32 protein-coding genes and 1 riboswitch are annotated in these 25,376 nt (G+C 28.1%); of the genes, 15 read left to right on the top strand and 17 right to left on the bottom strand.

Annotated elements, in window-relative coordinates:
- Positions 1 to 1,870 (top strand): hypothetical protein (locus ACTTA5_RS03010; RefSeq protein WP_440647797.1); only part of this gene is annotated, 1,870 nt, incomplete at its 5' end.
- Here the strand turns inward: ACTTA5_RS03010 and tyrS are convergent.
- A complete protein-coding gene (gene tyrS / locus ACTTA5_RS03005; protein ID WP_440647795.1) occupies positions 1,867 to 3,096 on the bottom strand; it encodes a tyrosine--tRNA ligase in 1,230 nt (409 codons plus the stop codon). The genes ACTTA5_RS03010 and tyrS overlap by 4 nt on opposite strands.
- 45 nt (positions 3,097 to 3,141) lie before the next feature.
- Here tyrS and ACTTA5_RS03000 point away from each other — a divergent pair, with 45 nt between their 5' ends.
- Positions 3,142 to 4,287, top strand: a complete 1,146-nt coding sequence (locus ACTTA5_RS03000) for an anhydro-N-acetylmuramic acid kinase (RefSeq protein ID WP_440647793.1) — start codon at positions 3,142 to 3,144, stop codon at positions 4,285 to 4,287.
- Here the strand turns inward: ACTTA5_RS03000 and ACTTA5_RS02995 are convergent.
- A complete protein-coding gene (locus ACTTA5_RS02995) occupies positions 4,284 to 4,928 on the bottom strand; it encodes an alpha/beta hydrolase (protein WP_440619478.1) in 645 nt (214 codons plus the stop codon). The genes ACTTA5_RS03000 and ACTTA5_RS02995 overlap by 4 nt on opposite strands.
- Positions 4,929 to 5,076: 148 nt before the next feature.
- On the opposite strand from ACTTA5_RS02995, the gene ACTTA5_RS02990 reads away from it, so the two are divergent.
- The 9 genes from ACTTA5_RS02990 to ACTTA5_RS02950 all read left to right on the top strand — a co-directional run bounded on the left by ACTTA5_RS02990 (position 5,077) and on the right by ACTTA5_RS02950 (position 11,474).
- Complete coding sequence (locus ACTTA5_RS02990; RefSeq protein ID WP_440614619.1) at positions 5,077 to 5,502, top strand: Rrf2 family transcriptional regulator; 426 nt, start codon at positions 5,077 to 5,079, stop codon at positions 5,500 to 5,502.
- Position 5,503: 1 nt separating this feature from the next.
- The gene (gene sufB, locus ACTTA5_RS02985; RefSeq protein WP_440614618.1) at positions 5,504 to 6,946 is read left to right on the top strand and encodes a Fe-S cluster assembly protein SufB; all 1,443 of its coding nucleotides are present in this window, start codon (positions 5,504 to 5,506) and stop codon (positions 6,944 to 6,946) included.
- Entirely contained in the window at positions 6,947 to 7,681 is a 735-nt protein-coding gene (sufC, locus tag ACTTA5_RS02980; protein ID WP_440618646.1) for a Fe-S cluster assembly ATPase SufC, read from the top strand.
- Positions 7,681 to 8,919, top strand: a complete 1,239-nt coding sequence (gene sufD / locus ACTTA5_RS02975; protein WP_440647791.1) for a Fe-S cluster assembly protein SufD — start codon at positions 7,681 to 7,683, stop codon at positions 8,917 to 8,919. Before sufC ends, sufD begins: the two co-directional genes overlap by 1 nt.
- Positions 8,916 to 10,136: an aminotransferase class V-fold PLP-dependent enzyme gene (locus tag ACTTA5_RS02970; protein ID WP_440647789.1), complete on the top strand. Its 1,221-nt coding sequence runs from the start codon at positions 8,916 to 8,918 to the stop codon at positions 10,134 to 10,136. The genes sufD and ACTTA5_RS02970 overlap by 4 nt, the downstream gene beginning before the upstream one ends.
- Complete coding sequence (sufU, locus tag ACTTA5_RS02965; RefSeq protein ID WP_440647787.1) at positions 10,133 to 10,597, top strand: Fe-S cluster assembly sulfur transfer protein SufU; 465 nt, start codon at positions 10,133 to 10,135, stop codon at positions 10,595 to 10,597. The genes ACTTA5_RS02970 and sufU overlap by 4 nt, the downstream gene beginning before the upstream one ends.
- Before the next feature lie 2 nt (positions 10,598 to 10,599).
- A complete protein-coding gene (locus tag ACTTA5_RS02960; protein WP_075506523.1) occupies positions 10,600 to 10,899 on the top strand; it encodes an SUF system Fe-S cluster assembly protein in 300 nt (99 codons plus the stop codon).
- Complete coding sequence (locus ACTTA5_RS02955) at positions 10,899 to 11,231, top strand: HesB/IscA family protein (protein ID WP_075506524.1); 333 nt, start codon at positions 10,899 to 10,901, stop codon at positions 11,229 to 11,231. Before ACTTA5_RS02960 ends, ACTTA5_RS02955 begins: the two co-directional genes overlap by 1 nt.
- A 72-nt stretch (positions 11,232 to 11,303) precedes the next feature.
- Positions 11,304 to 11,474 carry a hypothetical protein gene (locus ACTTA5_RS02950; RefSeq protein WP_428080472.1) on the top strand — a complete coding sequence of 57 codons (171 nt, stop codon included), beginning with the start codon at positions 11,304 to 11,306 and terminating at the stop codon, positions 11,472 to 11,474.
- A 7-nt stretch (positions 11,475 to 11,481) separates the two neighbouring features.
- Here ACTTA5_RS02950 and glnA read toward each other — a convergent pair whose 3' ends face one another.
- Positions 11,482 to 12,888, bottom strand: a complete 1,407-nt coding sequence (gene glnA / locus ACTTA5_RS02945) for a type I glutamate--ammonia ligase (protein ID WP_440647785.1) — start codon at positions 12,886 to 12,888, stop codon at positions 11,482 to 11,484.
- A 140-nt stretch (positions 12,889 to 13,028) separates the two neighbouring features.
- On the opposite strand from glnA, the gene ACTTA5_RS02940 reads away from it, so the two are divergent.
- On the top strand, positions 13,029 to 13,511 hold the full coding sequence (locus tag ACTTA5_RS02940; protein WP_440647783.1) for a YbaK/EbsC family protein: 483 nt from the start codon (positions 13,029 to 13,031) through the stop codon (positions 13,509 to 13,511).
- Complete coding sequence (locus tag ACTTA5_RS02935) at positions 13,508 to 14,389, top strand: DMT family transporter (RefSeq protein ID WP_440647781.1); 882 nt, start codon at positions 13,508 to 13,510, stop codon at positions 14,387 to 14,389. The genes ACTTA5_RS02940 and ACTTA5_RS02935 overlap by 4 nt, the downstream gene beginning before the upstream one ends.
- On the opposite strand, the gene ACTTA5_RS02930 is transcribed toward ACTTA5_RS02935, so the two are convergent.
- The 3 genes from ACTTA5_RS02930 to ACTTA5_RS02920 all read right to left on the bottom strand — a co-directional run bounded on the left by ACTTA5_RS02930 (position 14,356) and on the right by ACTTA5_RS02920 (position 16,823).
- Complete coding sequence (locus ACTTA5_RS02930; RefSeq protein ID WP_440647779.1) at positions 14,356 to 15,288, bottom strand: homocysteine S-methyltransferase family protein; 933 nt, start codon at positions 15,286 to 15,288, stop codon at positions 14,356 to 14,358. The two genes, ACTTA5_RS02935 and ACTTA5_RS02930, sit on opposite strands and share 34 nt — an antisense overlap.
- A 7-nt stretch (positions 15,289 to 15,295) precedes the next feature.
- Positions 15,296 to 15,358: riboswitch (SAM riboswitch) on the bottom strand.
- A gap of 91 nt (positions 15,359 to 15,449) precedes the next feature.
- A complete protein-coding gene (locus tag ACTTA5_RS02925) occupies positions 15,450 to 16,040 on the bottom strand; it encodes a putative 2OG-Fe(II) oxygenase (RefSeq protein WP_440647777.1) in 591 nt (196 codons plus the stop codon).
- A 36-nt stretch (positions 16,041 to 16,076) separates the two neighbouring features.
- A complete protein-coding gene (locus ACTTA5_RS02920; RefSeq protein ID WP_440647775.1) occupies positions 16,077 to 16,823 on the bottom strand; it encodes a sulfite exporter TauE/SafE family protein in 747 nt (248 codons plus the stop codon).
- A 15-nt stretch (positions 16,824 to 16,838) separates the two neighbouring features.
- Here ACTTA5_RS02920 and ACTTA5_RS02915 point away from each other — a divergent pair, with 15 nt between their 5' ends.
- Positions 16,839 to 17,339, top strand: coding sequence for a molybdenum cofactor synthesis domain-containing protein (locus ACTTA5_RS02915; RefSeq protein WP_440614609.1), 501 nt, complete (start codon positions 16,839 to 16,841; stop codon positions 17,337 to 17,339).
- Here ACTTA5_RS02915 and ACTTA5_RS02910 read toward each other — a convergent pair.
- The 8 genes from ACTTA5_RS02910 to moaA are packed head-to-tail and all read right to left on the bottom strand — an operon-like array spanning position 17,320 to position 21,738.
- On the bottom strand, positions 17,320 to 17,736 hold the full coding sequence (locus ACTTA5_RS02910) for a YqaA family protein (RefSeq protein WP_440647773.1): 417 nt from the start codon (positions 17,734 to 17,736) through the stop codon (positions 17,320 to 17,322). The genes ACTTA5_RS02915 and ACTTA5_RS02910 overlap by 20 nt on opposite strands.
- A 21-nt stretch (positions 17,737 to 17,757) precedes the next feature.
- A complete protein-coding gene (locus ACTTA5_RS02905) occupies positions 17,758 to 18,003 on the bottom strand; it encodes a DUF1244 domain-containing protein (RefSeq protein ID WP_440647771.1) in 246 nt (81 codons plus the stop codon).
- Positions 17,996 to 18,580 (bottom strand): sulfite oxidase heme-binding subunit YedZ, encoded by a 585-nt coding sequence (locus ACTTA5_RS02900; protein ID WP_440647769.1) that lies wholly within the window; start codon positions 18,578 to 18,580, stop codon positions 17,996 to 17,998. Before ACTTA5_RS02900 ends, ACTTA5_RS02905 begins: the two co-directional genes overlap by 8 nt.
- Complete coding sequence (gene msrP / locus ACTTA5_RS02895) at positions 18,580 to 19,485, bottom strand: protein-methionine-sulfoxide reductase catalytic subunit MsrP (protein WP_440647767.1); 906 nt, start codon at positions 19,483 to 19,485, stop codon at positions 18,580 to 18,582. The genes ACTTA5_RS02900 and msrP overlap by 1 nt, the downstream gene beginning before the upstream one ends.
- Positions 19,472 to 19,924 carry a molybdopterin synthase catalytic subunit gene (locus ACTTA5_RS02890; protein ID WP_440618633.1) on the bottom strand — a complete coding sequence of 151 codons (453 nt, stop codon included), beginning with the start codon at positions 19,922 to 19,924 and terminating at the stop codon, positions 19,472 to 19,474. The genes msrP and ACTTA5_RS02890 overlap by 14 nt, the downstream gene beginning before the upstream one ends.
- Positions 19,924 to 20,193 carry a molybdopterin biosynthesis protein MoeD gene (locus ACTTA5_RS02885; protein WP_440647765.1) on the bottom strand — a complete coding sequence of 90 codons (270 nt, stop codon included), beginning with the start codon at positions 20,191 to 20,193 and terminating at the stop codon, positions 19,924 to 19,926. Before ACTTA5_RS02885 ends, ACTTA5_RS02890 begins: the two co-directional genes overlap by 1 nt.
- Positions 20,194 to 20,198: 5 nt before the next feature.
- Positions 20,199 to 20,744: a cyclic pyranopterin monophosphate synthase MoaC gene (gene moaC, locus ACTTA5_RS02880; RefSeq protein WP_075506541.1), complete on the bottom strand. Its 546-nt coding sequence runs from the start codon at positions 20,742 to 20,744 to the stop codon at positions 20,199 to 20,201.
- A 1-nt stretch (position 20,745) separates the two neighbouring features.
- Positions 20,746 to 21,738, bottom strand: coding sequence for a GTP 3',8-cyclase MoaA (moaA, locus tag ACTTA5_RS02875; RefSeq protein WP_440647763.1), 993 nt, complete (start codon positions 21,736 to 21,738; stop codon positions 20,746 to 20,748).
- A gap of 33 nt (positions 21,739 to 21,771) precedes the next feature.
- Between moaA and ACTTA5_RS02870 the strand changes: the two genes are divergently transcribed.
- Complete coding sequence (locus tag ACTTA5_RS02870; protein ID WP_440647761.1) at positions 21,772 to 22,611, top strand: phytanoyl-CoA dioxygenase family protein; 840 nt, start codon at positions 21,772 to 21,774, stop codon at positions 22,609 to 22,611.
- A gap of 35 nt (positions 22,612 to 22,646) precedes the next feature.
- On the opposite strand, the gene ACTTA5_RS02865 is transcribed toward ACTTA5_RS02870, so the two are convergent.
- The 3 genes from ACTTA5_RS02865 to ACTTA5_RS02855 are packed head-to-tail and all read right to left on the bottom strand — an operon-like array spanning position 22,647 to position 25,329.
- Positions 22,647 to 23,609, bottom strand: a complete 963-nt coding sequence (locus ACTTA5_RS02865; RefSeq protein ID WP_440647759.1) for an aldo/keto reductase — start codon at positions 23,607 to 23,609, stop codon at positions 22,647 to 22,649.
- 3 nt (positions 23,610 to 23,612) lie between these two features.
- Positions 23,613 to 24,455, bottom strand: a complete 843-nt coding sequence (locus ACTTA5_RS02860; protein ID WP_440647757.1) for an amidohydrolase family protein — start codon at positions 24,453 to 24,455, stop codon at positions 23,613 to 23,615.
- Between the two features lie 19 nt (positions 24,456 to 24,474).
- Positions 24,475 to 25,329, bottom strand: a complete 855-nt coding sequence (locus ACTTA5_RS02855; protein WP_440647755.1) for an SDR family oxidoreductase — start codon at positions 25,327 to 25,329, stop codon at positions 24,475 to 24,477.
- Positions 25,330 to 25,376: the final 47 nt, after the last annotated feature.

Raw genomic sequence — 25,376 nt, 5'->3', positions numbered from 1 at the left:
GTTTAGTTCTGAGAATATTTTTAATTTTGAAATAACTAATAAATTTAAATTAACTAATTTAAAAATAGACTCTGACATAAATTTTAAAAAAGTTATTTATGACAATAATTTAATTCCAAATTATTTTTCAAATCAAAATAGTGAAATCTTATTAGATAATCATAAATTAAAACTAATTTATGAAAACAAAGCTCTTATAGCTAATGGTGTAGGAGAATTTAAGTTAGATAATAAAACAAATAAAATTGAATATACTTTTAAAAGAGATCAAAATGATATTGAATTTGAAACTAATTTAAATGTTAAAAAAGGAACATTAAAAAATCAAAAAATTATCCAAGAATATTTTCCACTTATTAAGGATCAAATTAATATTGAAAATCATAAAATAAATTTAAAGTATAAAAACAAAGATTTTACACTCAAAGGTGAAGGTAAAGTAAAACTTAATAAAGATTTTGATTATATTGAATATTTTTACAACAAAAATGATAAGGATTTTGAATTCATATCTGAGATTAATCTAAAAAGTGTTGATTTAAAAAATCAAGAATTCTTAAAACAATTTTTCCCATCTACTAAAAAATTTCTCAACCTTCAAAATCATAAACTCAATATTAAATATAAAAATGGTTCATTAACTCTTTCAGGTAACGGAAATATAAAAATTGATAAAAACTATGATGAAATAAATTATTTTGTTCTTAATGATAAAGAAAAAACCAATTTTGATTTAAAATTAGTTTTAAATCAAACAGATTTTGAAATTAAAAATTTAAATTATAAAAAAAATATAAATAAAAAAACAAATTTAGCAGTCGCTGGAATATTAAGAAATTCAAAAAATTTAAATTTTGAAAATATAAACATCACAGATAATGCAAATAAAATTAAGATTAATAATTTAATATTGGATAAAGATTATTTAATAGACAGGTTTGATAAAATTGATTTTGATTATATTGATACTGAAAATAAAGAAAATCAGTTTATTATTCAAAGACAAAATGAAAATCATTATAAATTAAATGGATTGTTCTTAAACGCTAATTCAATTGTAACAAATTTACTTGAGAGTAAAAAAGAAAAAGAAAATAAAATTTTTAAGAATAATTTTAAATTGAACTTAAATCTGAATAAAATTTATATAGATGAAATTAATTTTGTTAAAAATTTACAAGGGTCAATTTTGATTAAAGATAACAAAGTTGTTGATGCAAATTTATCTGCAAATTTTGAAAATAATAAAAATATAATTTTTTCTATTGAAACAAAGAATAACAGTGAAAAAATAACTAAACTTTATTCATCTAGAGCAAAACCATTGGTGAAAAGATATAAATTTATAAAAGGATTTGATGAAGGCAACTTGGATTTCATATCAACAAAAAAAAATGAAAAATCAGTATCAAATCTTAAAATTTATGACTTTAAGTTAAAAGAGGTACCAGCATTAACAAAAATTTTAACACTAGCTTCCCTACAAGGAATTGCTGATATTTTAACTGGAGAAGGAATAAGATTTGATGAGTTTGAGATGAAATTCAATAACCATAAAAATCTAATGACAATAGATGAACTTTATGCAATTGGCCCAGCTATTTCAATATTAATGAGTGGTTATGTAGAAGAAGAAAAATTGATAAGTCTAAGGGGGACTTTGGTACCAGCAACAACTATAAATAAAACAATAAGTAAAATTCCATTATTAGGTAAAATTTTAGTTGGTGATAAAACAGGAGAGGGTGTTTTTGGAGTAAGTTTTAAAATAAAAGGACCACCAAAAGATCTTGAAACATCAGTAAACCCAATAAAAACATTAACTCCAAGGTTTATAACTAGAACTCTTGAAAAAATTAAAAGAAACTAACTTAATTCAATTTTAATATGCCTTTTTTTACCTATAGAAAGCTTTAAATAATTCTCTGTGAATAGTTCCTGATTAATAATAAATTTTTCATCTGAAACTACAGCATCATTAATCTTAATAGCTTTACCTTTAATTAATCTTCTTATCTCACTTTTTGAATTTTCTGCTTTAGATAAAATTATTAAATCAATTATATTGACATTATTTTCTAATTGTTTTGTTTCAATTTTAACACTTGGTAAGTTAGAGCCCAAAGAATTTCCAGAAAATGCTTCTTTTGCAGCTTGTGCAGAATTTTGAGCAGCATCTTCTCCATGCAACATAGCTGTGGCTTTGTTTGCTAACAATATTTTTAACTCATTAATATTTTTTTCCTCTAAAGCATTGATTTCGCTTATATCAATATCAGTAAACATTTTTAAAAATTTAATTACATCCCGATCATCAACATTTCTCCAAAATTGCCAGTAGTCATAAGCTGATAAATATTTTTCGTCTAACCAAATAGCACCATTTTCAGTCTTTCCCATTTTTGCACCTGTGGCTAGAGTAATTAATGGTGTTGTTAATCCATATGTTTGGTTATTAGAATATCTCTTAATAAGTTCAACACCATTTACAATGTTTCCCCATTGATCAGAACCACCTATTTGTAGAACACAATTTTCTTTTTTATTTAATTCTAAAAAATCATAGGCTTGGAGTATCATATAATTAAATTCCATATAACTAAGTGATTGTTCTCTTTCTAATCTTAGCTTTACACTATCAAATGTAAGCATTCTATTAATGGTAAAATGTTTTCCTATATCTCTTAGAAAAGAAATATAATTTAAATCTTTAAGCCAGGTATAATTATTGACATAAATAGGTGAAGTTTTTGGATCGTCACTGTCTAGAAATTTTTTTAAGATATTTTGAATATTTTTAATATTTTTTTCAATTTCATTTTCATCTAAAATTTTTCTTGTTTTATCTTTTCCTGAGGGATCACCTATTCTTGTTGTTCCACCTCCTAACAATACTATTGGCCGGTGACCATTTTTTTGTAACAATCTCAAACACATGATTTGCAACAAACTACCAACATGCAAACTTTCAGCGGTACAATCAAATCCTATATAAGCTTTAATTTTTTCTTTATCTAATAAATTAGATAAGTCAGCTTCACTAGTACATTGATAGAAATATCTTCTATCTTTAAATTCTTTTAAAAATTTATTCATAAGACTATAGTTACTATATACAAATTTTTTTTAAAAATAATATCAATGAAAAAAAAATTATTTTCAGCTATGGGCTTAATGAGTGGCACATCTATGGATGGAGTCGATGTTTCAATAATTAAATCTGACGGATATGATGAGGTAGAACTAATTTTTGATCAATACTTTGAGTACGATATTGATCTCTATAGGCAATTATCAACTTTAAGAGACAAAATTAAAAGTAGTGAAGATTTGACAAAATATTCTAAGGAATTGAGTGATTTGGAGAGAGCTTTAACTATTTTTCATGCTGAAAAGATCAGCAAAATAGCATTTAAAAATGGAATAGAAATTGATCTTATAGGTTTCCATGGTCAAACGATTTTTCATAACCCTCAAATTAAAATTACTAAACAGCTAGGTGATGGCAATTTGTTATCTCAATTATTAAAAAAACAAGTAATTTACGATTTTAGACAAGCAGATATTGATAACAATGGCCAAGGAGCACCTCTAACACCAATTTACCACAGATTGTTAGTTAATAATTTTTTAAATAAAGAAAAAGATAATTCAGCTCAACCTATTTGCATTGTTAACATTGGAGGAATATCCAATGCTACAATAATAAATGATATTTCCAATAATATAGAAAATGATTTAATTGCTTATGATATTGGCCCAGGTAATTGTTTGATAGATGAATGGATCAGGAATAATTCAAATTTAACCTTTGATGAAGATGGTAAGATTGCAAAATCTGGAAAAATTGATCAATTAATTCTAAATCAAGTAATAGATAATTTCAAAATTGAGACTTATTCAAAATCACTTGATGTAAAAGAATTTGATATATCTTTTGCAAGAGGTTTATCTTTAGAAGACGGGTGTTCAACAATTACAGAATTCTCAGCATATTTGATTGCAGAAGGAATAAAATTTTTAAATAAAAATAATTCTAACAAATATTTATTTTGTGGTGGAGGTCGAAAGAACAAATTTTTGATTGAATCAATTATTAGAAATTCAAATTTAAATAAGAATAATTTTGATGTGATAGATAATTTTCAACTGAATGGAGATTATATCGAGTCCCAAGCATTTGCTTATTTAGCAATCAGATCTAAATTAAATTTACCAATTTCTTTTCCAAGTACGACAAGATGTAATGCCCCAGTCATTGGAGGTAAACTAGTAAATAATTATTAATATAAAGCTGTTTCTTTTTTTATATATTTATCCAAAGTTTTTGTTAAAGCGTCATCAGTTTTAGAAAAGAAATGATTTGCTTCTGTTATAGTTTGAAATTCAACCTTGATACCTTTTTGAGCGCTTAATCTTTTATCCAATTCAGTAATATATTCTACTGGCACCAACTCATCTTTTTTTCCATAAACAACCATCCCAGATGTTGGACATGGAGATAAAAAAGAAAAATCATAGACATTAGGTTGTGGAGATATGGCTATAAATCTATTTATTTCTGGTCTTCTCATAAGCAGCTGCATTGCAATCAAAGAACCAAAAGAAAATCCTGAAACCCAACATTGCGAATTATCAAAATTTTCTCTTTCCAACCAATCTAATGCTGCTGCAGCATCTGCCAGTTCACCTTGACCATTATCAAATTCTCCATCACTTTTTCCAACTCCTCTGAAGTTTACTCTGCAAACTGAAAAATCATTTTCCATGAATGTATGAAATGTATCTACAACTACTTTATTGTTCATGGTTCCCCCATACTGTGGATGAGGCTGTAGGACTAATGCAATAGGAGAAGTATTTTTTTTACTTTTATAATATTTAGCTTCTAATCTACCAGCAGGTCCAGGTATGAAAATTTCTAAAATTTTATTATCCATATATGCAATTGATTATTGTTCTCAAAAAAAATGTACGTTTATCACAACTGAGCGACAAAATGGTAGTCTTTTTTTACTTTATAAACTTGACCATTTTAGTCGGGTATGTATAAAAACCCATATTTTAAGGGTAAAAATGAAACTAACATCAAAAGGAAGATATGCCGTAATGGCATTAGTTGATCTAGCAAGGTTTGATAATATCAACCCTGTATCATTAAGAGACATTTCTTTAAGACAAGGAATTTCATTAGATTTTTTAGAACAAATATTTTCAAAACTTAAAAAAAATCAAATTGTGAAAAGTATTAGAGGTAATCAAGGAGGTTACATTTTATCAAAAGACCCTAGTGAAATAAAACTTACAAATATTTTCAATGCAGTAGATGAGAAAGTTAAGACTGTTCAGTGTAAAAAAGAATCTAAAAAAGGTTGTAACGGTAAAGCTACGAAATGTATTACACACAATCTATGGGATGAACTTGAGGTTCATATTAATACTTTTTTTGAAAATAAAAGCTTAAACGACTTATTAAAAAATAATAAAGAGAACAGAGTATAGTATGGATAGTAGGCAGAAAGAAATAGATAGTTTGAAAGATTACAAATATGGTTTTTCAACAGATATAGAAAATACAAAAGCACCCAAGGGTTTAAATGAGGATGTAATAAAATTTATCTCCAATATTAAAAAAGAACCTCAATGGATGTTAGATTTTAGATTAAAAGCTTTTGAAAGATTTAAACAATTAAAAGAGCCTGATTGGCAGAAACCGAAATATCCTAAAATAGATTATCAGGATCTTTACTACTACTCAGCTCCCAAAAGTATGAAAGATAAACCAAAAAGTTTAGATGATCTTGATCCTAAATTATTAGAGACATATAAAAAATTAGGAATTCCTCTTCAAGAGCAAGCAAGATTAAATGGTATTGCTGTGGATGCAGTTTTCGACTCTGTTTCTGTTGCAACAACTTTTAAAGAAGAACTTACCAAGCAAGGAATTATATTTTGCTCGATGTCTGAAGCTATTCAAAAACATCCTGAGTTAGTTAAAAAATATCTTGGATCAGTTATCCCTACAACTGATCATTTTTTTGCAACTCTTAATTCTGCAGTCTTTACTGATGGCTCATTTGTATACATTCCAGAAAATATTAAATGTCCTATGGAATTGTCTACTTACTTTAGGATCAATGCATCAGAAACAGGACAATTTGAAAGAACATTAATCATAGCTGATAAAGGAAGTTATGTAAGCTACCTAGAAGGATGTACAGCTCCAATGAGAGATGAAAATCAATTGCATGCAGCTAATGTTGAATTAATTGCTCTTGATGATGCAGAAATAAAATATTCAACAGTTCAAAATTGGTATCCAGGAGATAAGGATGGAAAAGGTGGAATATATAATTTTGTTACTAAAAGAGGATTATGCAAAGGTAAAAATTCTAAAATTTCTTGGACTCAAGTAGAAACTGGTTCGGCAATCACTTGGAAATATCCAAGTTGTATTTTGAAAGGTGATAATTCTGTAGGTGAGTTTTATTCTATAGCAATTACAAACAATCATCAAAAAGCTGACACTGGAACTAAAATGATACACTTAGGAAAAAACACAAAAAGTAAAATAATTTCAAAAGGAATTTCAGCAGGTAAATCAGATATGATGTACAGAGGATTAGTAGATATATCTTCAAAAGCTGATAATTCTAGAAACTTTACTCAATGTGACTCTTTATTAATGGGTAATAAATGTGGAGCTCACACAATTCCTTATATCAAGAACAAAAATCTTAAATCAAATATAGAACATGAAGCAACAACATCAAAAATTAGTGATGAACAACTATATTACTGTAATCAAAGAGGATTAAATCAAGAAGAAGCAGTTAGTTTAATTGTAAACGGTTTTTGCAAAGAAGTTCTGCAGCAGTTACCAATGGAATTTGCAGTAGAAGCACAAAAACTTGTTGGTATTAGTTTAGAGGGGAGCGTTGGATAGATGTTGTCAATAGAAAATCTCAAAGCAAAGATTGATGAAAAAGAAATATTAAAAGGATTAAATTTAGATATTAAACCTGGAGAAGTTCATGCAATTATGGGTCCAAACGGATCTGGAAAAAGCACATTATCAAATATTTTGTCAGGTAAAAAAGGTTACGAAATAAATGGTAAAGTTACATTTGATGGAGAAAACTTATTAGAATTAGAAACAGAAGAAAGAGCTCATAAAGGAATTTTTTTAGCCTTCCAATATCCAATGGAAATACCAGGTGTTAATACAAACACTTTTTTAAAAACATCAATAAATGCAATTAAAAAAGCTAGAGGCGAAAAAGAGCTAGATGCAATTGAATTTTTAAAATTAATAAAAGAAAAATCTGCAGAACTAAAATTTGATGAAAAAATTTTAAACCGACAACTTAATGTTGGATTTTCAGGTGGAGAAAAGAAAAAAAATGAAATTTTACAAATGTCTATCTTAAATCCAAAATTATCAATTCTAGATGAAACAGATTCAGGATTAGATATAGATGCTTTAAGGATAGTTTCAGAAGGAGTTAATTCACTAAGAAATAAAAATAATTCTTTTTTAATAATAACTCATTATCAAAGATTGTTAGATTATATCAAACCTGATTTTGTTCATGTTCTTAAAAATGGACAAATTATTAAATCAGGTGATTTTGAATTAGCAAAAGAATTAGAAAAAGTAGGTTATGAGGATTTCAATTAATGCAAAATGAATTTAAATTAAATTTTGATAAAATTATTAGTCTAAATAATTTTTCTGATAGTCAGAAAAAAATTAAACAAGAAAATTTTAATAATTATTTTGAAAAAGGCTTACCAAATAAAAGAAATGAGGATTGGAAATTTTCAGATATAAATCAAATTATTTCAAAAAATTTTGACAATTTAAACTTTATTGTTGATCAAAAAAAAATTTTTGAAAAAAAAGATTTTCCACTAGATTTTGAACATAATAAAATAACTTTTGTTGATGGAAAATTATATGATTTTGATTTTAAACACGAAGACAAAGATAAAATCTTAGTTGATGAGAATTTAGACTTAGATGATACTATTTATCAAAATACTCTTTTAAATTTGAATTCAGCCTTTCTTACAAGTGTTTCGAAAATTACTATTAAAAAAGGTTACAATGTTAAAAAACCATTGATTTTATTTAATTATTTGAGTGATGGTTTAAAGTCTTCTGCAATTAATTCTAGAGTAGATATTAATTTAGAAGATGACAGTTCATTGTGTGTAGTTAATTTTTTAAATGAAAATTCTGAAAAAAATTTCATTAATTTCAGACAAAAAATTAAGATTGGAGTGAATTCAATTTTAAAAAATTATAGTCTAGACTCAAATACTTCGGAAAATATAAAGTATTTCAACAAAGATATTAATCTATCTAAAAATAGTCATTTAGAATATTTTATCTTATCAGAAGGTTCTAAATTTATAAAACAAGATATCAATTGCAATCTAGATGATGAATATGGTTCTATTGCATTAAATGGAATTATTAATTTAGAAAATGAAAAACATCATGAAATAAAAACTGTAATTAATCATAAAAAAGAAAATTGTAAAAGTTATCAATTAATTAAAAGCGTATTGAATGATAAATCAAAAGGTATTTATCAAGGTAAAATTTTTGTAAGTCCAGAAGCACAAAAAACAGATGGATACCAATTAAGTAGAGCTTTATTGTTAAATGAAAGCGTTGAATTTAATGCGAAACCAGAATTAGAAATATATGCAGACGATGTTAAATGTTCACATGGATCTACATCAGGAAATATTGATGAAAATTCAATTTTTTATTTAATGTCTAGAGGTCTCAGTTATTCAGAGTCAAAAAAATTATTAACAAATGGTTTTCTTAACGAGGTAATTGAAAAAATTTCTAATGAAGATGTAAAAAAATTAGTTAAAAAATTATCAGGTATAAATGTATGAACATAGATCAAGTTAAAAAAGAATTTCCAATATTTGATGAGAAAATCCAAAATAATGATTTGGTTTATTTGGATAGTGCAAATTCATCACAAAAACCAAAAGTAGTGGTTGATAGAATTAATGAATTTTATACCAAACAATTTTCTAATGTTGGTAGAAGTGTTCACTACCTTGCAGTTGCTGCAACAAATTTATATGAAAATACTAGAACATCAGTTCAAAAATATATTAATGCTGAAGATAAAAATGAAATAGTATTTACTAAAGGTGCTACCGAAGCATTAAACCTTGTTGCAAATACATTAGGTCAAAATCATTTAAACGAAGGTGATGAAATATTAATTACCGAACTAGAACATCATTCGAATTATGTACCTTGGCATTTTTTAAGAAAATCTAAAAATATAAAAATTAATTTTGCAGAAATAAATGAAGAGGGAGAAATTACACTAGAAGAAATTGAAAAGAAAATTACTCCTAATACAAAAGTAATTTCAATTACTCATCTATCAAATGTGACTGGAGCAATATTACCAGTAAAAGAAATTACTGATTTAGCACATTCAAAAGGAATAATAGTTGTTGTAGATGGTTGCCAAGGAGCTCCTCATTTAAAATTAGATATGCAAGACTTAGATTGTGATTTTTATGCAATTTCTTGTCATAAAATGTACGGTCCCACAGGATTAGGGGTTCTTTATGGTAAGAAAAAGTGGTTGGATGAACTTCCTCCTTATCAAGGTGGTGGCGGAATGATTAGAGAGGTTAAAAAAGATAGAATTACCTATGGTGATTTACCTAATAAATATGAAGCTGGAACTATGGCTACAGCGCAAGTTATTGCTTTTGATCAATCAATTAAATTTCTGGAGAGCGTAGGTATTGAAAATGTTATGAAACATGAAGCAGAATTAGTTGAGTATGGCCAGGAATTATTAAAAAAAAATAATTCAGTAAAATTAATTGGAAATCCAAAAAATAAAGGTGGAGTTTTGTCTTTCACTTTAGAAGGTGTTCATCCTCATGACATCGCAACAATTTTAGATGAAGACGGAGTTGCAATAAGAGCTGGTCATCATTGCTGTCAAATTTTACATGACAAACTTAATATACCAGCAAGCGCACGAGCTTCTGTTGGAATATATAATACCAAAGAAGATTTAGATAAACTTAATGATGCAATAAATAACTGTAAGAAAATATTTAACTTAAAATGAATTTAAAAGAATTATATCAAGAAATAATTTTAGAGCATGGAAAAAATCCAAGAAATCTTCGTAAGACAGAAGATTTTAATAAAGATGCCAAAGGCAACAATCCACTGTGTGGTGATAACGTTCATGTCTATTTAAAATTAAATGGACAAAGAATTGTAGAAGATATTTCATTTGAAGGAAGTGGTTGTGCAATTTCTATGGCTTCTGCATCAATAATGACTGATTTAATTAAAGGCAAAAATGAAAATGAAGCAAAAGAGATTGTTGAAGATTTTTTGGGTATGATTAAAGAAAATCCTGAGCTTAAATCAGAAAATCTTGAAGAAGATGAAAAAACAAAACTAATGTGCTTATCTGGAGTAAAACAATATCCAATGAGAGTAAAGTGTGCCACACTATCTTGGCATACGCTAGTCTCAGCTTTTGATAATAAAACTGATGAGGTTAAAACAGAAAATTAATTATGTCGAAAAAAGATCAAATTATTGAAGAAATTAGAAAAATTTATGATCCTGAGTTACCAGTGAATATTTATGAACTAGGTTTGATTTATGATATTAAAGTTGAGGATGATAAATTTGCAAAAATTAAAATGACTTTGACTACTCCTAATTGTCCAGTTGCTGAAAGTTTACCTAAAGAAGTTAAAGATGGCGCAATGCAAGTTGAGGGTATTGAGGACGTTGATCTTGAATTAGTTTGGGACCCACCTTGGAATAAGGACATGATGTCAGAAGCTGCAAAATTGGAGTTAAATTTATAATGAATCCAATTATTAAATTAAGTGATAATGCTGCAGAAAGAATTAAAGAAATTATGTCTAATGCAGAAAAAGATTCTTTAGGTGTAAGAGTTTCAGTTAAATCAGGAGGATGTGCTGGTATGTCTTACGTCATGGAGTATACGAAAGAAGTAAATCCAAATGATGAAGTCATTGAAGAAAAAGGTGTAAAAGTATTTGTCGATTCTGCAGCTATTATGTATTTGCTAGGAACAGAAATGGATTACAAAAAAGAGGAGCTATCTTCCTCATTTGTATTCAATAATCCTAACGAAACTGAGAGATGTGGATGCGGAGAATCCTTTAAAATCTAGCAAAAGTTGATTATTCCCATTTAACGCATATCAGTATTGCACTATACGCATACCTAGTGTATATAAATAGGTATGAATAAATTTGAATTTAAAAATCTTGTTAAAAACCTAAAAGACACAATTAAAGAAAGAACTTTCTTTAAAGATTTACGTAAAGAAGTTGAGACCGGCGCAAACGGTACTCAAGATTACGTTGTTAAAAAAGGTATTAACAAAGATACAATTGCAACAACCAGACAGTAATTAAATACTAACTACTGTAATACATCTCAAACTCTACAGGGTGAGGTGCATGTTCAAATTTATGAATTTCCTCAAACTTAAGAGCTATATAAGCATCGATTTGGTCGTCAGTAAATACACCACCTTGAGTTAAAAACTCTCTATCTTTATCTAAACTTTCCATTGCTTCTCTTAAGGATCCACAAACAGTTGGTATAGCTTTTACTTCTTCTGGTGGTAATTCATATAAATCTTTATCAAAAGATTCACCTGGATGTATTTTATTTTTAATTCCATCGATACCAGCCATTAACATTGCTGCAAAGGTTAGGTAAGGATTACCTGCTGCATCTGGAAATCTAATTTCACATCTTGCACCTTTTTTACTTAAAGTAATTGGAATTCTACATGATGCTGATCTGTTTCTCGCAGAGTATGCTAATAATACTGGTGCTTCAAATCCAGGAATTAATCTTTTGTAACTGTTTGTAGTAGAGTTAGCAAAAGCATTAATCGCTTTAGCATGTTTTAAAATTCCACCAATATAATGTAATGCAGTTTCTGAAAGTCCTGCATATGCTTCACCTGAAAATACAGGAGTATCACCTTTCCAAATAGATTGGTGAATATGCATACCTGAACCATTATCACCTGCAACTGGTTTTGGCATGAAGGTTGCAGTTTTTCCAAATGAATGTGTTACCATTTGAACAACATACTTATAAAGCTGAACATTATCTGCTTGGTCAACTAAAGTTCCAAAATACATACCAAGTTCGTGTTGACTTGGAGCAACTTCATGGTGATGTTTTTCAACTTTAATACCAACTTCTTTTAAATTTTTTAAATATTCACCACGCATATCTTGCTCACTATCAACAGGTGGCACAGGGAAATAACCTCCTTTGATTTGAGGTCTATGACCCATATTTCCATTTTCATATTCTTTACCTGAATTATATGGACCTTCTTTACTATCTATTTTAAATCCACTTTCATTCATATCATTTTTAATTCTTACATCATCGAAAACAAAAAATTCTGGCTCAGGTCCAAAAAACGCTTTATCACCAATACCTGAAGCTTTTAAATATTCCTCTGCTTTTTTTGCAACTCCTCTTGGATCTCTTTCGTAAGGATCTTTTTTAATTGCATCTAAAATATCACAGAACAAAACTACAGTATTATGAGACGTGAAAGGATCCATGAACATTCTTGCAGCATCTGGTTTTAAAATCATGTCAGATTCGTTAATTGCTTTCCATCCAGCAATAGATGAGCCATCAAAAAACACTCCTTCATTGAGCATGTCAGCATCCACTATTGATGCATCCATAGTTAAATGTTGAAGTTTTCCTCTTGGATCAGTAAATCTTAGATCTACAAATTCTGCTTCTTTTTCTTTAATAAATTTTAAAACGTTTTCTGCACTCATTTTGTCTCCTATGTAATTTTGATGGAGCCTAATTAGCAAAAAAAAGTTAAAAAATAATGCTTATTTAATAAATAACACCTATGCATTTTTTACATAAGTAGTGTATCTACTCAATCAAATTAGGGAATTTTATAAATTCAATGGAATCAATACTAAATAAAGAACCGGTAAAAAGGGCAGAAAAAGCTCTTAAAACATTCGATCAAAATTTAAATGTTATCGTCTTAGAAAAAACAGCAAGAACAGCCAATGATGCTGCTACAGCTTTGGGTTGCAATGTTGGTGCCATTGTTAAAAGTTTACTTTTTAGGGCAGGTGACAATTATATATTAAGTTTAGTATCTGGAGACAAACGTTGCTCATTAAATAAATTAAAAAAAATTCTCAATGAAAAAGACGTGTCTATGGCATCTCCTGAAGCCGTTAAAGAAAATACTGGATATACAATTGGTGGAGTGTCTCCAGTAGGGCACTTGAAGCGATGTAGAATCTTTATTGATAAAAGTCTTGAGAGATTCCCTGATATATTTGGAGCAGCTGGACATCCAAATGCTGTTTTCAAAATAAATTATAATAAGTTAATTGAAATAACAAACGGAACACCAGAAGATATTATTGAATGAGAGAACCAAAACTAATTGATTATAGTTTATTAACGTTGCTAGCATTAATTTGGGCATCTGCTTTTTTTAATATTAAAATTGCAACCTATTCATTTGGACCTGTTACGATTGCATTTCTAAGAGTTTTTTTTGGTTCAATTCCAGTTCTACTACTTTGCTTTTACAAAAAAATTAAAATCGAGGCATTTTCAAAAGATTGGTATTGGTTTGCAATGATTGGATTTATAAATTTAGTAGCTCCATTTTTTTTAATAGCATATGGAGTTAAATCTGTTCAAAGTAACTTGGCAGCAATTTTAATGTCATCAACTTCACTTAGCTCAGTAGTATTAGGACATTTTTACACCAAAAATGAAAAATTTAATTTAATTAGAACAACAGGAGTTCTAATTGGATTTTCAGGAATAGTTTATTTATTTTCAGATAATTTATTAATTAATGAAAATAACTTTACTTCAGCATTATTAATTTTGTTGGGTGCTACCTGTTATGTAATTGGAGGTCTTTTAACATTAAAAATAAGTAAGAAAAAAAATGAAAATGTAACCAGTTCAATTTTGATTTGGGCTACTATTATATTATTACCTTTAGTATGTTTAATTGAACAACCTTGGAAAACTGTTCCAAGATTAGATTCTACTTTTTCAGTTATTTATCTTGGGTTGGTATCTACTGGAATTGCTTGGTTATTGAGATTTAGAATTTTAATTAACAATGGTTTAATTTTTCAATCTCAAGTATCTTATTTAATTCCAATATTTGGTACCATTTTAAGTTATATCTTTTTAAAAGAATTAATAACAACGAAAATTATAATTTCATTGGTAGCAGTTGCTACAGGTATCTATTTTGTAAGAAAAGGTACAAAATTTAAATAGTGTTTTTTTATTGCCTCTATATGTGATGGCCGAGTTTCACAACATCCTCCAAGAATTGTGGCACCATTTTCTCTAAATTTTTTTGCAAAAATTGATATTTTTTCAGGATCTAAATCTTTTCTTTGACCTAAAAAACTATTGGGGTTCGATCCATCATTTTCTTTATACTGAGAAGTATAACCACCTTTTGGTTTAGTTGTGATAAATCCGTTTAATTTGAAACCAAATGGAACTTTAAGTTTTTGAATTTCATCTAAATTATTCTCATAATTTTCAGGTGAAACACATGCTAGAATTACTCCTAGGCAATTTTCAGTAATTATTGAATTAATTGCAGAAATTTTTTCTCCACTTGGTAAAGAGTTTCCTTCAGAAATATGAGCCCCAACTAAGTATGGTTTATTAAATTTTTTAATAGCTTCTATTCCACATCTAATTTCTTTGATACTACTCCAAACATCAAAATAGAAAAAATCTACTGAAGGGTTTAGTATTTCTGCTAATTCCAAATGATCTTTTGTGATTTCTTTTTCACTTCTCTTGTCTTCTTCATATGTCAAATCTTGAGGTGGGAGTCCTCCTGCAATCTTAATGTGAGGATTATTTAATTTAGCTTTTTGTGCAATTTCACACGCTTTCTGATTTAAGGATTTAAATTGATCTTCTATTCCATTTTCTCTCAATCTTTTTCTTCTCGTTGTAAAAGTTGTAGTTACAATTACATCAGCTCCAGATTTAATAAAATCATTATGAATATTAAGTATTAAGTCGTGGTATTTTTCCTCAATTAAAGCATTTGCACTCCACAAAGTTCCTTTGGGTTCCATACCTCTAGCCAATAATTCTTGACCCATTCCACCATCTAAAATTTTTGTTGTTTTAAAAAAATCTTTATTCATTTTATCCTCACTTTTTTAGTGCTTAAGCTACATGCAGGTGCACAATATAGTTCAACTACCTTGCTAATTAGATCTATTGGGAATTTCCATTTTAGCAGTTTATGCCCGCAATAGGATCAAATCGGCAAATTGATTTATATAATATTATTTAAATTTGTAAATTATTTATTAAAAATTATTTTAGCATTGAAAGAAAATGATCTTCTTTCTTCCTCAATATTAAATGGGTAGGCTGTATGCATTAAGTAATTGGGAAATATTAAAAGATCACCTGTTTTTGGTATCAAATTAAAAATACTTTTTGAAAGAAAAGCTTTTTGTCCATTAATAAAATCAATTGTTCCATTGGTTTTTATTTTTTTATTTTTAACATTTTTATTTTTTGTCATACGTTTTGGAATTTTTAAATAACCAACACCTGACAAGTCTCCTTCATGATAATGTATAGGATTATACTCATTTTTGTATTGGCTAACGACCCACAGGTTTAAAATTTTAATTTCTTTAATTTTTTTAATATTTTCTTTAGCTAGAAAAATTTTAATATTTTTTATTAATTCTTTTTCTAAATTTATTTTTATAAAATTTTTAGAAATTTGAACTTCTTTTCTAATTTGACTTGCTAATTTTGGACTATAATCATTGGATTTTGAGAAGATTTTTGTATCAACTTCCTTGTTAAGTTTTTCTAAAAATTTTTTAGAAATTTTAGATTTTCCTATTGAAGGCCCAAATGGTTTAAAATTTTTCATGAGAGATTAAATATATCAAAAAATAATTAATTCAACTTATGCAATAAGTGTTATGCCCATTCTTATAGCAACAAAAATTACTAGACATGCAGTCATTAGAGCTAATATTTTATTAGACAGGAATTTTATATTTAAAAAACTTCCAATTTGGCCACCAATTAAGACAGCAATAAATAGTGGCCAGTAATTTAAAAATTCGTTAAAGACTATATCCTTTGTTAATTGTCCTCCTATGCCAAAAATTGAATTTACTAAAATAAATAAGGATGCAGTACTTGTTATATGTTTTGGAAGCCCTGCTTTCATCAAAAATAAAATAGGACTTAAAAATATCCCACCACCAATACCAACCAAACCAGACATTAAACCAATTATTGATCCTATTAATATTGATAAAACTAGGGGTGTTTTTTTAATTTCAATTTTTTGTTTGTTAAAGGATTTGCTTTCAATAAGTAAAAAAACTCCAGCTGATATTAAAATAAAGAAAAGTAAAATTTCAAATAAATTTTTTTCAATAGAGATCGATGCTCCTATAAAAGCAAGAGGTATAGAACCAATTAAATAAGGATAAAGTAAATTAAAATTAATATTCTTTGATTTTAAAAAATTTATAGAATTTCCAGAAACTACAATAATATTACAAATTAAAGCTAAAATTGGAAAAATATAGTAAGGGACATCCCAAATTAAAAGTAATGCAAGATAAGTAGAGCCACCACCAAATCCTATGCTTGAATATAATACTGCAGTTATAAAAAAAAATATTGTAAGTATAATCATTAAAAAAATTTATTTATGATTGTAAATATAGCTTTACTAACTGTAACAGATACAAGAACAATTGATAACGATAAATCTGGTGCGATCTTGGTTGAAAAAATTAAAGAGGCAAATCATCAATTAATTGACAGAAAAATTTGTAAAGATAATAAAGAAGATATAGTTAAAATTCTAAAAGACTGGACTAATCATAAAGATATTGATGTTATAATTACAACTGGTGGCACAGGTTTAACTGGAAGAGATATTACACCCGAAGCTGTTGATGAAATAGCAGATAAACATATTCCAGGATTTGGCGAAGTTTTTAGGACTATTAGTTTAAAAACAGTTGGTACGTCTTCAATTCAATCTAGAGCTTGTGCAGTTCTGTCAAATGGTAAATACATATTTGCCTTACCAGGATCCTCAGGTGGAGTAACAGATGCTTGGGACGGTATCCTTAAACATCAATTAGATATTAATCATAAACCTTGTAATTTTGTTGAATTGTTTCCTAGACTAAAAGAGAAATAAAAAAATATCTCATTATTTTTCCAAAACTCACAAGCAATAAAAAAATTAAAAATTTAATTCTCATCGTTCCAGCAATAAAAGTAATAGGGTCACCAATAATTGGTACCCACGCAAATAACAAAGACCATTTACCATACTTTATAAACCACCTGGATGATCTATCAATTTGTGTGTTAGTAAAAGGAAACCATTTTTTATCTTGAAATTTTAAGAAATAAATTCCTAGAAACCAATTGAAAATAGATCCTAAAATATTTCCAAAACTTGCAAAAAATATTAACAAAAATTTGTTATAAGTTTCTGATAACAGATAAGTTGCTAATATAGCCTCAGATGAAAAAGGAAGTATTGTTGCAGCTAAAAATGAAACAATAAATAGACTTAAATAGGCAAACATTAACTAGAATTGAATAGAAAGTTACTTCTGGTATTTTTCTTTCCATTCAGAGTAGGGCATTCCATAAATATGCTGCCTTGCATCAGGATCTGGTATTTCTACTCCTTTTTTTTCAGCTTCTTCTCTATACCATCTAGACAAACAATTTCTGCAAAATCCAGCTAAATTCATTAAATCAATGTTTTGAACATCTTTTCTTTCATCTAAATGTTTCATTAATCTTTCAAGTGTAGCTGATTGAATTTCTTTTTTTAGATTATCATCCATAATTTACGTTCCTATTTTTAATTTTAATTCTTAAAGCAAGTAAAACAAGTATTATTACCAAATATACTAGTGGTCTAAAAAAAATTGTTTTAGATAACCATATATAATGAAGAGCTCCAAATATCGCTATTACGTAAATTAATCTGTGTAATTTTTTCCAATTGTTTTTAAGCAACTTTATCATCATTTGAGAAGATGTAATTGCCAATGGAAGTAGTAATACCCATGCTGCAAATCCAATAAAGATGTATTTTTTTTTCAGAACATCATCAATTATTGGCTGTAAATTAAATCTATAATCTATACCTACGTAAGTAAGGAGATGAAGAGATGCATAAAAAAAAACAAACAATCCCAACATTCTTCTAAAACTTATCCAAATATTTAAATTAGTTAGCCTTTTAAGTGGCGTCATACTTAATGTTAGACAGATAAATATTAAAGTCCACTCTCCAGTAAAATGAGTAATTTCTTTTACAGGTTCTGGCCCAAGTTTATTGAAGTATATTTTGTAAAAAATTAATAAAAAAGGAATTGTACTTAAAATAAATACACCTGGTTTAAAATATTTTCTCATTAAAAATATTTTTTTAGATCCATCCCTGTATATAAATTTGCAACTTCATCTCCATAACCATTAAACATGAGCGTTTTTACTCTTGGCACCCAAATATCTTTACCAATTATTCTTTCTGTTGCTTGAGACCATCTAGGATGATCTACATTAGGATTAACATTAGAGTAAAATCCATATTCTCGTGGAGATGCCCACATCCATGATGAAGTCGGCATTTTTTCTACAAATTTTATCTTAACAATTGCTTTTGCACTTTTGAAACCATACTTCCAAGGGATAAATATTCTCAGAGGCGCCCCATTTTGATTTGGAAGCTTTTTACCATACAAACCTGTTACAACTGTAGTTAAAGGGTGCATTGCTTCATCTATTCTTAATCCTTCTTTATAAGGCCAGTTCAAAACTGGATATCTTTGACCTTTCATTTGTTCAGGATCATAAACACTTTCAAATTCAACATACTTTGCTTTGCTAGTTGGATTTACTTTTGACAATAATTTACTTAGCGAAAAACCCATCCATGGAATAACCATTGACCATCCTTCCACACATCTTAATCTGTATATTCTTTCTTCAGAGACAAATGTTTCGGTTATTTCTTCCATAGAAATTTTGATAGGTTTTTCAACTTCTCCTTCAATATTTAGTGTCCATGGTGATGTTTTAAAATTTTGTGAATTAACATAAGGATCACTCTTTGAAGTACCAAACTCATAATAATTATTATAAGTTGTTATATCTTTAAAACTTGTAAGTTCATTTCTATCATCAGCTTGAGATTGACTTGCAAAAGGAATTGTGGCTAAAGCTAAAGAACTTGCTCCATACCCAAGAGATTTAACAAAAGATCTTCTATTTTTATAAATTTTCTCTGGTGTTATTTCTGAATACTTAATTTTTTTCATGAATAATAGGATTTCCTTTTAACCAATCACTTTGATTATTTGTGTAATGTTCTTTTTTCCATATAGGAGACCTTTTTTTAATTTCTTCAATTATATATCTTGATAGTACATAAGCCTCATCTCTATGCTTGCACGCAACTGCTATAATAATACTAATTTCGCCTAAGTTTAAGTAACCTTTGGCATGTTCAATAAAAACACTCTTATTCTTTATGTTTAGTTTTTCTTCTGCCTCACTATAAATTTCTTCAAAACTTTTTATTACCAAAGCATCATGGCTATCATATGTAATACCTAAAACACTTTTATTATTATTTTGATTACGAACTGTGCCACTAAAAATTAATGAAGCTCCAAAATCATTGGATGCTATAAATTTTTCAGCATCAATTAATGATAATTTTTTAACTTTACTATCTACAATGTCAGTATGAAGCATTAACCTCCTCCAATTGGAGGTATGATACCAATTTTTTCATTATTTGTGATTTTATAATTGTCGCTAACAATATTATTTTTTTCCGAACAAAAAGCTGAAGAGTTAATGATTTTTATATAATTTTCATTTCCATTAAATTTCTGATCTACATATTGAATTATTTTATTCCTTATATCCTTGATTGTTGTTTTTTGACCTAGATCTAGTTCTAATAAATTTTGGTCATTAAAATCTCTTGTGGCTCCAAACAACTCAATTTTAACTTTCATAAATTTTAGAAAAAATCTTTTAAAAAATTCGGAAGTCCATCTGGATTTTTCCATAATCCAGTTTTTCCACCTTCTTTAATTAATAATTTTACATTATCTATTTTTAGATGAGGATTTACAATTTTGCTTAAATCGTAAATTGTAATCAGAGCTGCATTTACACCCATTATTGCTTCCATCTCCACACCTGTTTTGGCATAAGCGGAAACCACACAGTATACTTCTAGTGAACTATCTTCTTCATTCATTATGATTTTAGTAGCCGTATGATCTATTGGAAGAGGATGACACAAAGGTATTAATTCACTTGTTTTTTTAACACCTAATACTGCAGAAACTTCTGCTAAGGTAATTGGATCACCCTTAGGCATCTTTTTATTTTTAATAAGTTCGAATACCTCTTTACCAACATAAATTTTTCCTGATGCCAAAGCTCTACGGAATGTTTCTTTTTTTTCAGAAACATCAATCATTTTAAATGAATTTTTTTCAAAAATTTCCTTTGCCCAGTTTTTTAAATCGTTATTAGTTACAATCTTTAAATTTTTCATTTTATCCACCTGTTGTTGATAGATTTTTTGTTAATCCTGTATCTCCTATTTCAAGATAGTGAGATTCTTTTTTATAATTTAATTGTTTCAAAATTAAATCTTTCAGTTCTTCAGTTTGGTCATCTCTTTGCATCAAGTGTCTAATATTTATTCCAGTATTTCCAAATAAACACAATCTTAAATCACCTTTGGCAGTTATTCTTAGTCTGTTACAACTCTTGCAAAAATCTTTTGAGTAGGGTGCAATAACACCAAATTTTCCTTTGTATTCAGGATTTATATAATTCTTGGAAGGACCAGCATCTTTACCAAATGTTTGAATTACCCAATTATTATTATTTAAATAATCTGTAAATTTATTTGCAGACACATGATACTGATTAAAATAATCTAAATTATCTCCAGTTTGCATTAATTCTATATATCTAAAATCAATTTGATTATTTTTTATAAAATTAGCCCAACTTTTAAAATCTTCTTCTTTATCATTAACGCCTCTAAGAAGGACTGCATTAACTTTAATATTTTTAAAATTTAGTTTTTGTAATTTTTTAATTCCTTCTAAAATTTCATTTAATCTATCATGTCCAGTAATTTTTCTAAAAGTCTTTGGATCAAGACTATCAATACTTATATTTATACCATCAAGAACACTTTTATTTAAATCATCTGCAATTCTATTTAAGTGATATCCATTAGTAGTAATTACAGTTTTTTTAATACCTGAATTTTTTTTAATTATTTTAATTATATCCAAAAAATCTTTTCTAACTGTAGGTTCTCCTCCAGTTAATCTTATTTTAGATACACCTAATTCTGATAAAGCTTTTGCAAGTCTTCCAATTTCTTCTTTAGTGATAAAGGTTCTGTTATCACTTTTATCAATTTTATAACCATTAGGTAAACAGTAGCCGCATTTAAAATTACACACATCAGATATTGACAATCTTATGTATGGAAACCTCCGCCCAAAACTATCTTTGAGAATATTCATATGATATATTGAGTATTATTTCTTAAATAATCTATGAGTCAAATTTTAAATGATAATGAGATCAAACTATTTAAAAGAGATGGAGCGGTATTTTTAAGAAATAAATTTGATATAAAATGGATTGAGCTTTTAAGATCTGGAATAAATAAAGCAAAAAATAATCCAAGCCCTAGGTTTACTAATCATACCACAGATCCAAATTTACCTTGTTATTTAGAGGATTTCTGGACATGGAACTTACATAAAGAATTTGAGAATTTTGTTTTTAATTCACCTACAGCTAAAATTGCCTCTGAATTACTAGATGCTAAGCAGATTAATTTAGTAATGGATAATTGGTTTTTTAGAGAAGCTGGCTCTAAATCTAAGCCACCATTTCATCATGATATTTCTTACTTTGATTTTGAAGGTTCAATGTGTGTTTTGTGGATACCTCTTGAACGAGTAAGAAAAGAAGACTCTATTGCTTGGATAAAAGGCTCTCATTTGTGGGATAAATTATTTCTAAGAACTCGTTTTAAAGACGGTCATAAAGTTGATGGAGCAGAAGGAGTTGTTAATGGTATTAAGTATGAATTAACCCCAGATATAATTTCTAATAAAGAAAATTATGAATTTTTAGAATGGGATTTAGAAGTAGGAGATTGTGTATATTTTGATATTAGGACTTTGCATGGAGCTTTACACGAAACTACTCCAAAATCAGATGTAAATAGATTTACACTTAGAATGGCGAAAGAAAATTCAAAAATAATTTATAGAGGTGATTGGGCTAGAGAAGAAAGATCAATTATGGAAGCTAATGGATATAAAAACGGTGATGATTTAAGTGGTAAAATGTTTCCAACCCTTTATGAAATTAATTCAAATTAATTATAAAATCTATTTGTCTTAAATTTTTTTAAAATTTAACCTGGAGTATATGTCCTCTCAGACTCTGGATCTTTCGTTGAGTAAGGTAATTTTAAAACTTCATTCCAAAATTCTTCTGGTATATCTGTTTCAGCCCAAGAAATATTTTTTTCAATACTCTGAACACTAGTAACACCACAAATGGTAGATGTTATTCTTTTATCTTTCATTGAAAACTTTAAAGCTGCAGCACCCATTTCAACATTATATTTCTTACAAACTTTTTCTATTTCTCTAGCAGGTGCAAGTTTTTCTTCAGTAGCATCCTGGTAAGTTATTTTTTTAAAATTACTTGGACCTTTTGCCAAAACACCACCCGCGTAAGGGGCAGCGTTGAAAATAGATATATTTTTACTATGAGCATAGCTGTACATTTCATCTGCTTCTCTATTTAACAAAGTATATCTGTTGTGATTTATTATGACATCAAAGTCCCACTTTCTTAAGATTGGGAACATAATATCTATTCTTCCCATAGCTAAACCAACTGCTTTTGCCAAACCTTCTTCTTTAATTTTAAACAATTCATCCAATGCCCCATCTTTTTTAGTTACGTCATTTATATCTTTTACGTATTCTGGGTCATGAAGAAATAAAACGTCTACAGAATCAACGTTTAAAGCTTTTAAACTTTCTTCAACAGACTCCCTTGTTCTTTTTTTATCAAGAACTAATGTATCCATATTTCTATCGATTTTAGTTGATAAAACAAAGTTTTCTGGCCATCCACCATTTTCTTTTATTGCTATACCAATTCTTTTTTCACTTTCTCCCATTGCATAATTTCTTGAAGTATCAAGCAAATTTACTGGACCTTGAAAAAATCTTTTTAGCGTTTCCTGAGCTCTTTGTTCAGGTACTTCATAACCGTAAGTATCTGGCATACTACCTAAAGAGGAGGTTCCAAAACTCAATTCAGTGACTTCAACACCAGTATTTTTGATTTTATTTTTTTTCATAAATTATATTTTAAGTTTATAAAACTTTTTTGCATTATTATAAAAGATGTTTTGTTTTTCATCTATACTTAAATCTTTAAGTAAATTTGTTGCTGCATTATACCATCCTGAATAATTTGTTCTTAAGTTACAGACAGGCCAATCAGATCCCCACAAAATTTTTTTATCAGTAAATAGATTTAATATCTCATCTACATATGGTTTTAGATCTTGCTCAGTCCAATTTTCGCAGGCTTCTGTGACCATTCCAGAAAATTTACAATATACATTTTCTAGCTTAGATAATTTGTTCATACCTTTTTGCCAATGAATAAATTCTTCTTGTTTATTATTACAGATTTTTGGTTTCATTAAATGATCTATGATAAATCTTAGATAAGGATATTTTGTAGCAATTTTGTAAAAATTTTCTAAGTGCACTGGAAATCCTAGTGCATCAAAGCTTAAATCTAAATTAATTATATTTTTAAAAAAAGTATCAAAATTTTTATTTAAAACCCAATTTTCATCTGGAATATCTTGTATCATAGGTCTTACTCCAAGAAATTTAGGATGTTTTGAGAAAATTTTTAATTGTTCTAATTGATTTTGGTCTTCAAAATTCACCCAACCAATAACTCCACAAACTAAATCAGAACCTTCAGCAATATTTAACATATATTCAGTTTCTGCATTAGTTGCTGCAGCTTGAACTAAAACAGTTTTGTGTAAATCTATTGAGTCAGAAACTTGAATTAAATCTTTAACTTCATATTTTTGATTTAATATTGGATTGTCTTTTGGCATCCAATGATAATCACCCCTTGAAGGATCCCAAAAATGTTGATGTGAATCAATAACTTTCATAAGTTATTATAAATTAGGTTCACTCTCCCAAAATGCTTTCATCTAAAATCTTAGTGTCATATGCTGAATAAGAATGCCATCCTGCAACTGTTTGATCAAAATCAACAATACTTCCAGTCATAATACCTGACTCATCTGAGCACAAGAAAGCTAAGATCTTAGCAACATCCAAAGGTTTGTTTAATCTTTTAAATGGAACTTTGGCTTCAGCTTTTTTTAGCCAGTCATCATCTGCATTATGAAATTTTTTTTGAATTACGGTTTCTGCTGGCGTATCTGTCCAACCTAAATTTACACCATTCACTCTTATTTGGTGCCCAGATACTGAATTTGCAACATTTTTAATCATTATAGCTAATGCTGCTTTAGAAGAGCTGTAAGCAGTTAAGAAAGGCATACCACTATATCCAGCCATTGATAAAATATGAGCAATAGTTCCTTTTTTTTTATCTCTAATCATTATTTTTATAACATCTTGCATCATAAAAAGAGGAGCTTTTACATTTACATTAAAATTTTTGTCATAATTTTCCTCTGTAGTGCTTAAGATCGTTCCTCTTTCTGTAAAAGCAGCAACATTAATAAAACTATCTACAGTGTTGAATTTTTTATCAGTCTCAGAAACTATTTTTTTACAATCTTCAAGTTTTTCTAAATCAGCTTGAACGTATAAGCATTCCACGTCCATACTTTCTATTTCAGCTTTTACCTTGTTTCCTTTCTCTTTATTCCTTCCACAGATAGTTATTCCTTTAGCACCTCTGCTTGCAAGCAATTTTGCTGTCTCAGCTCCACTACCTTGAGTACTTCCTGTTACAATTATTATTTTATTTTTAAACTGGTTAGCTTGATCAGATATATATTTATTAGTCATAAAATTTTAAGTTATACAGATAACTAAGCCCAATATAAAAATTGGGC

The sequence above is a fragment of the Candidatus Pelagibacter sp. HIMB1521 genome (assembly GCF_052047875.1).
GTDB lineage: Bacteria > Pseudomonadota > Alphaproteobacteria > Pelagibacterales > Pelagibacteraceae > Pelagibacter.
Note: the sequence above shows the minus strand (reverse complement) of the source record. Positions and strands in the feature narration are given on the sequence as shown.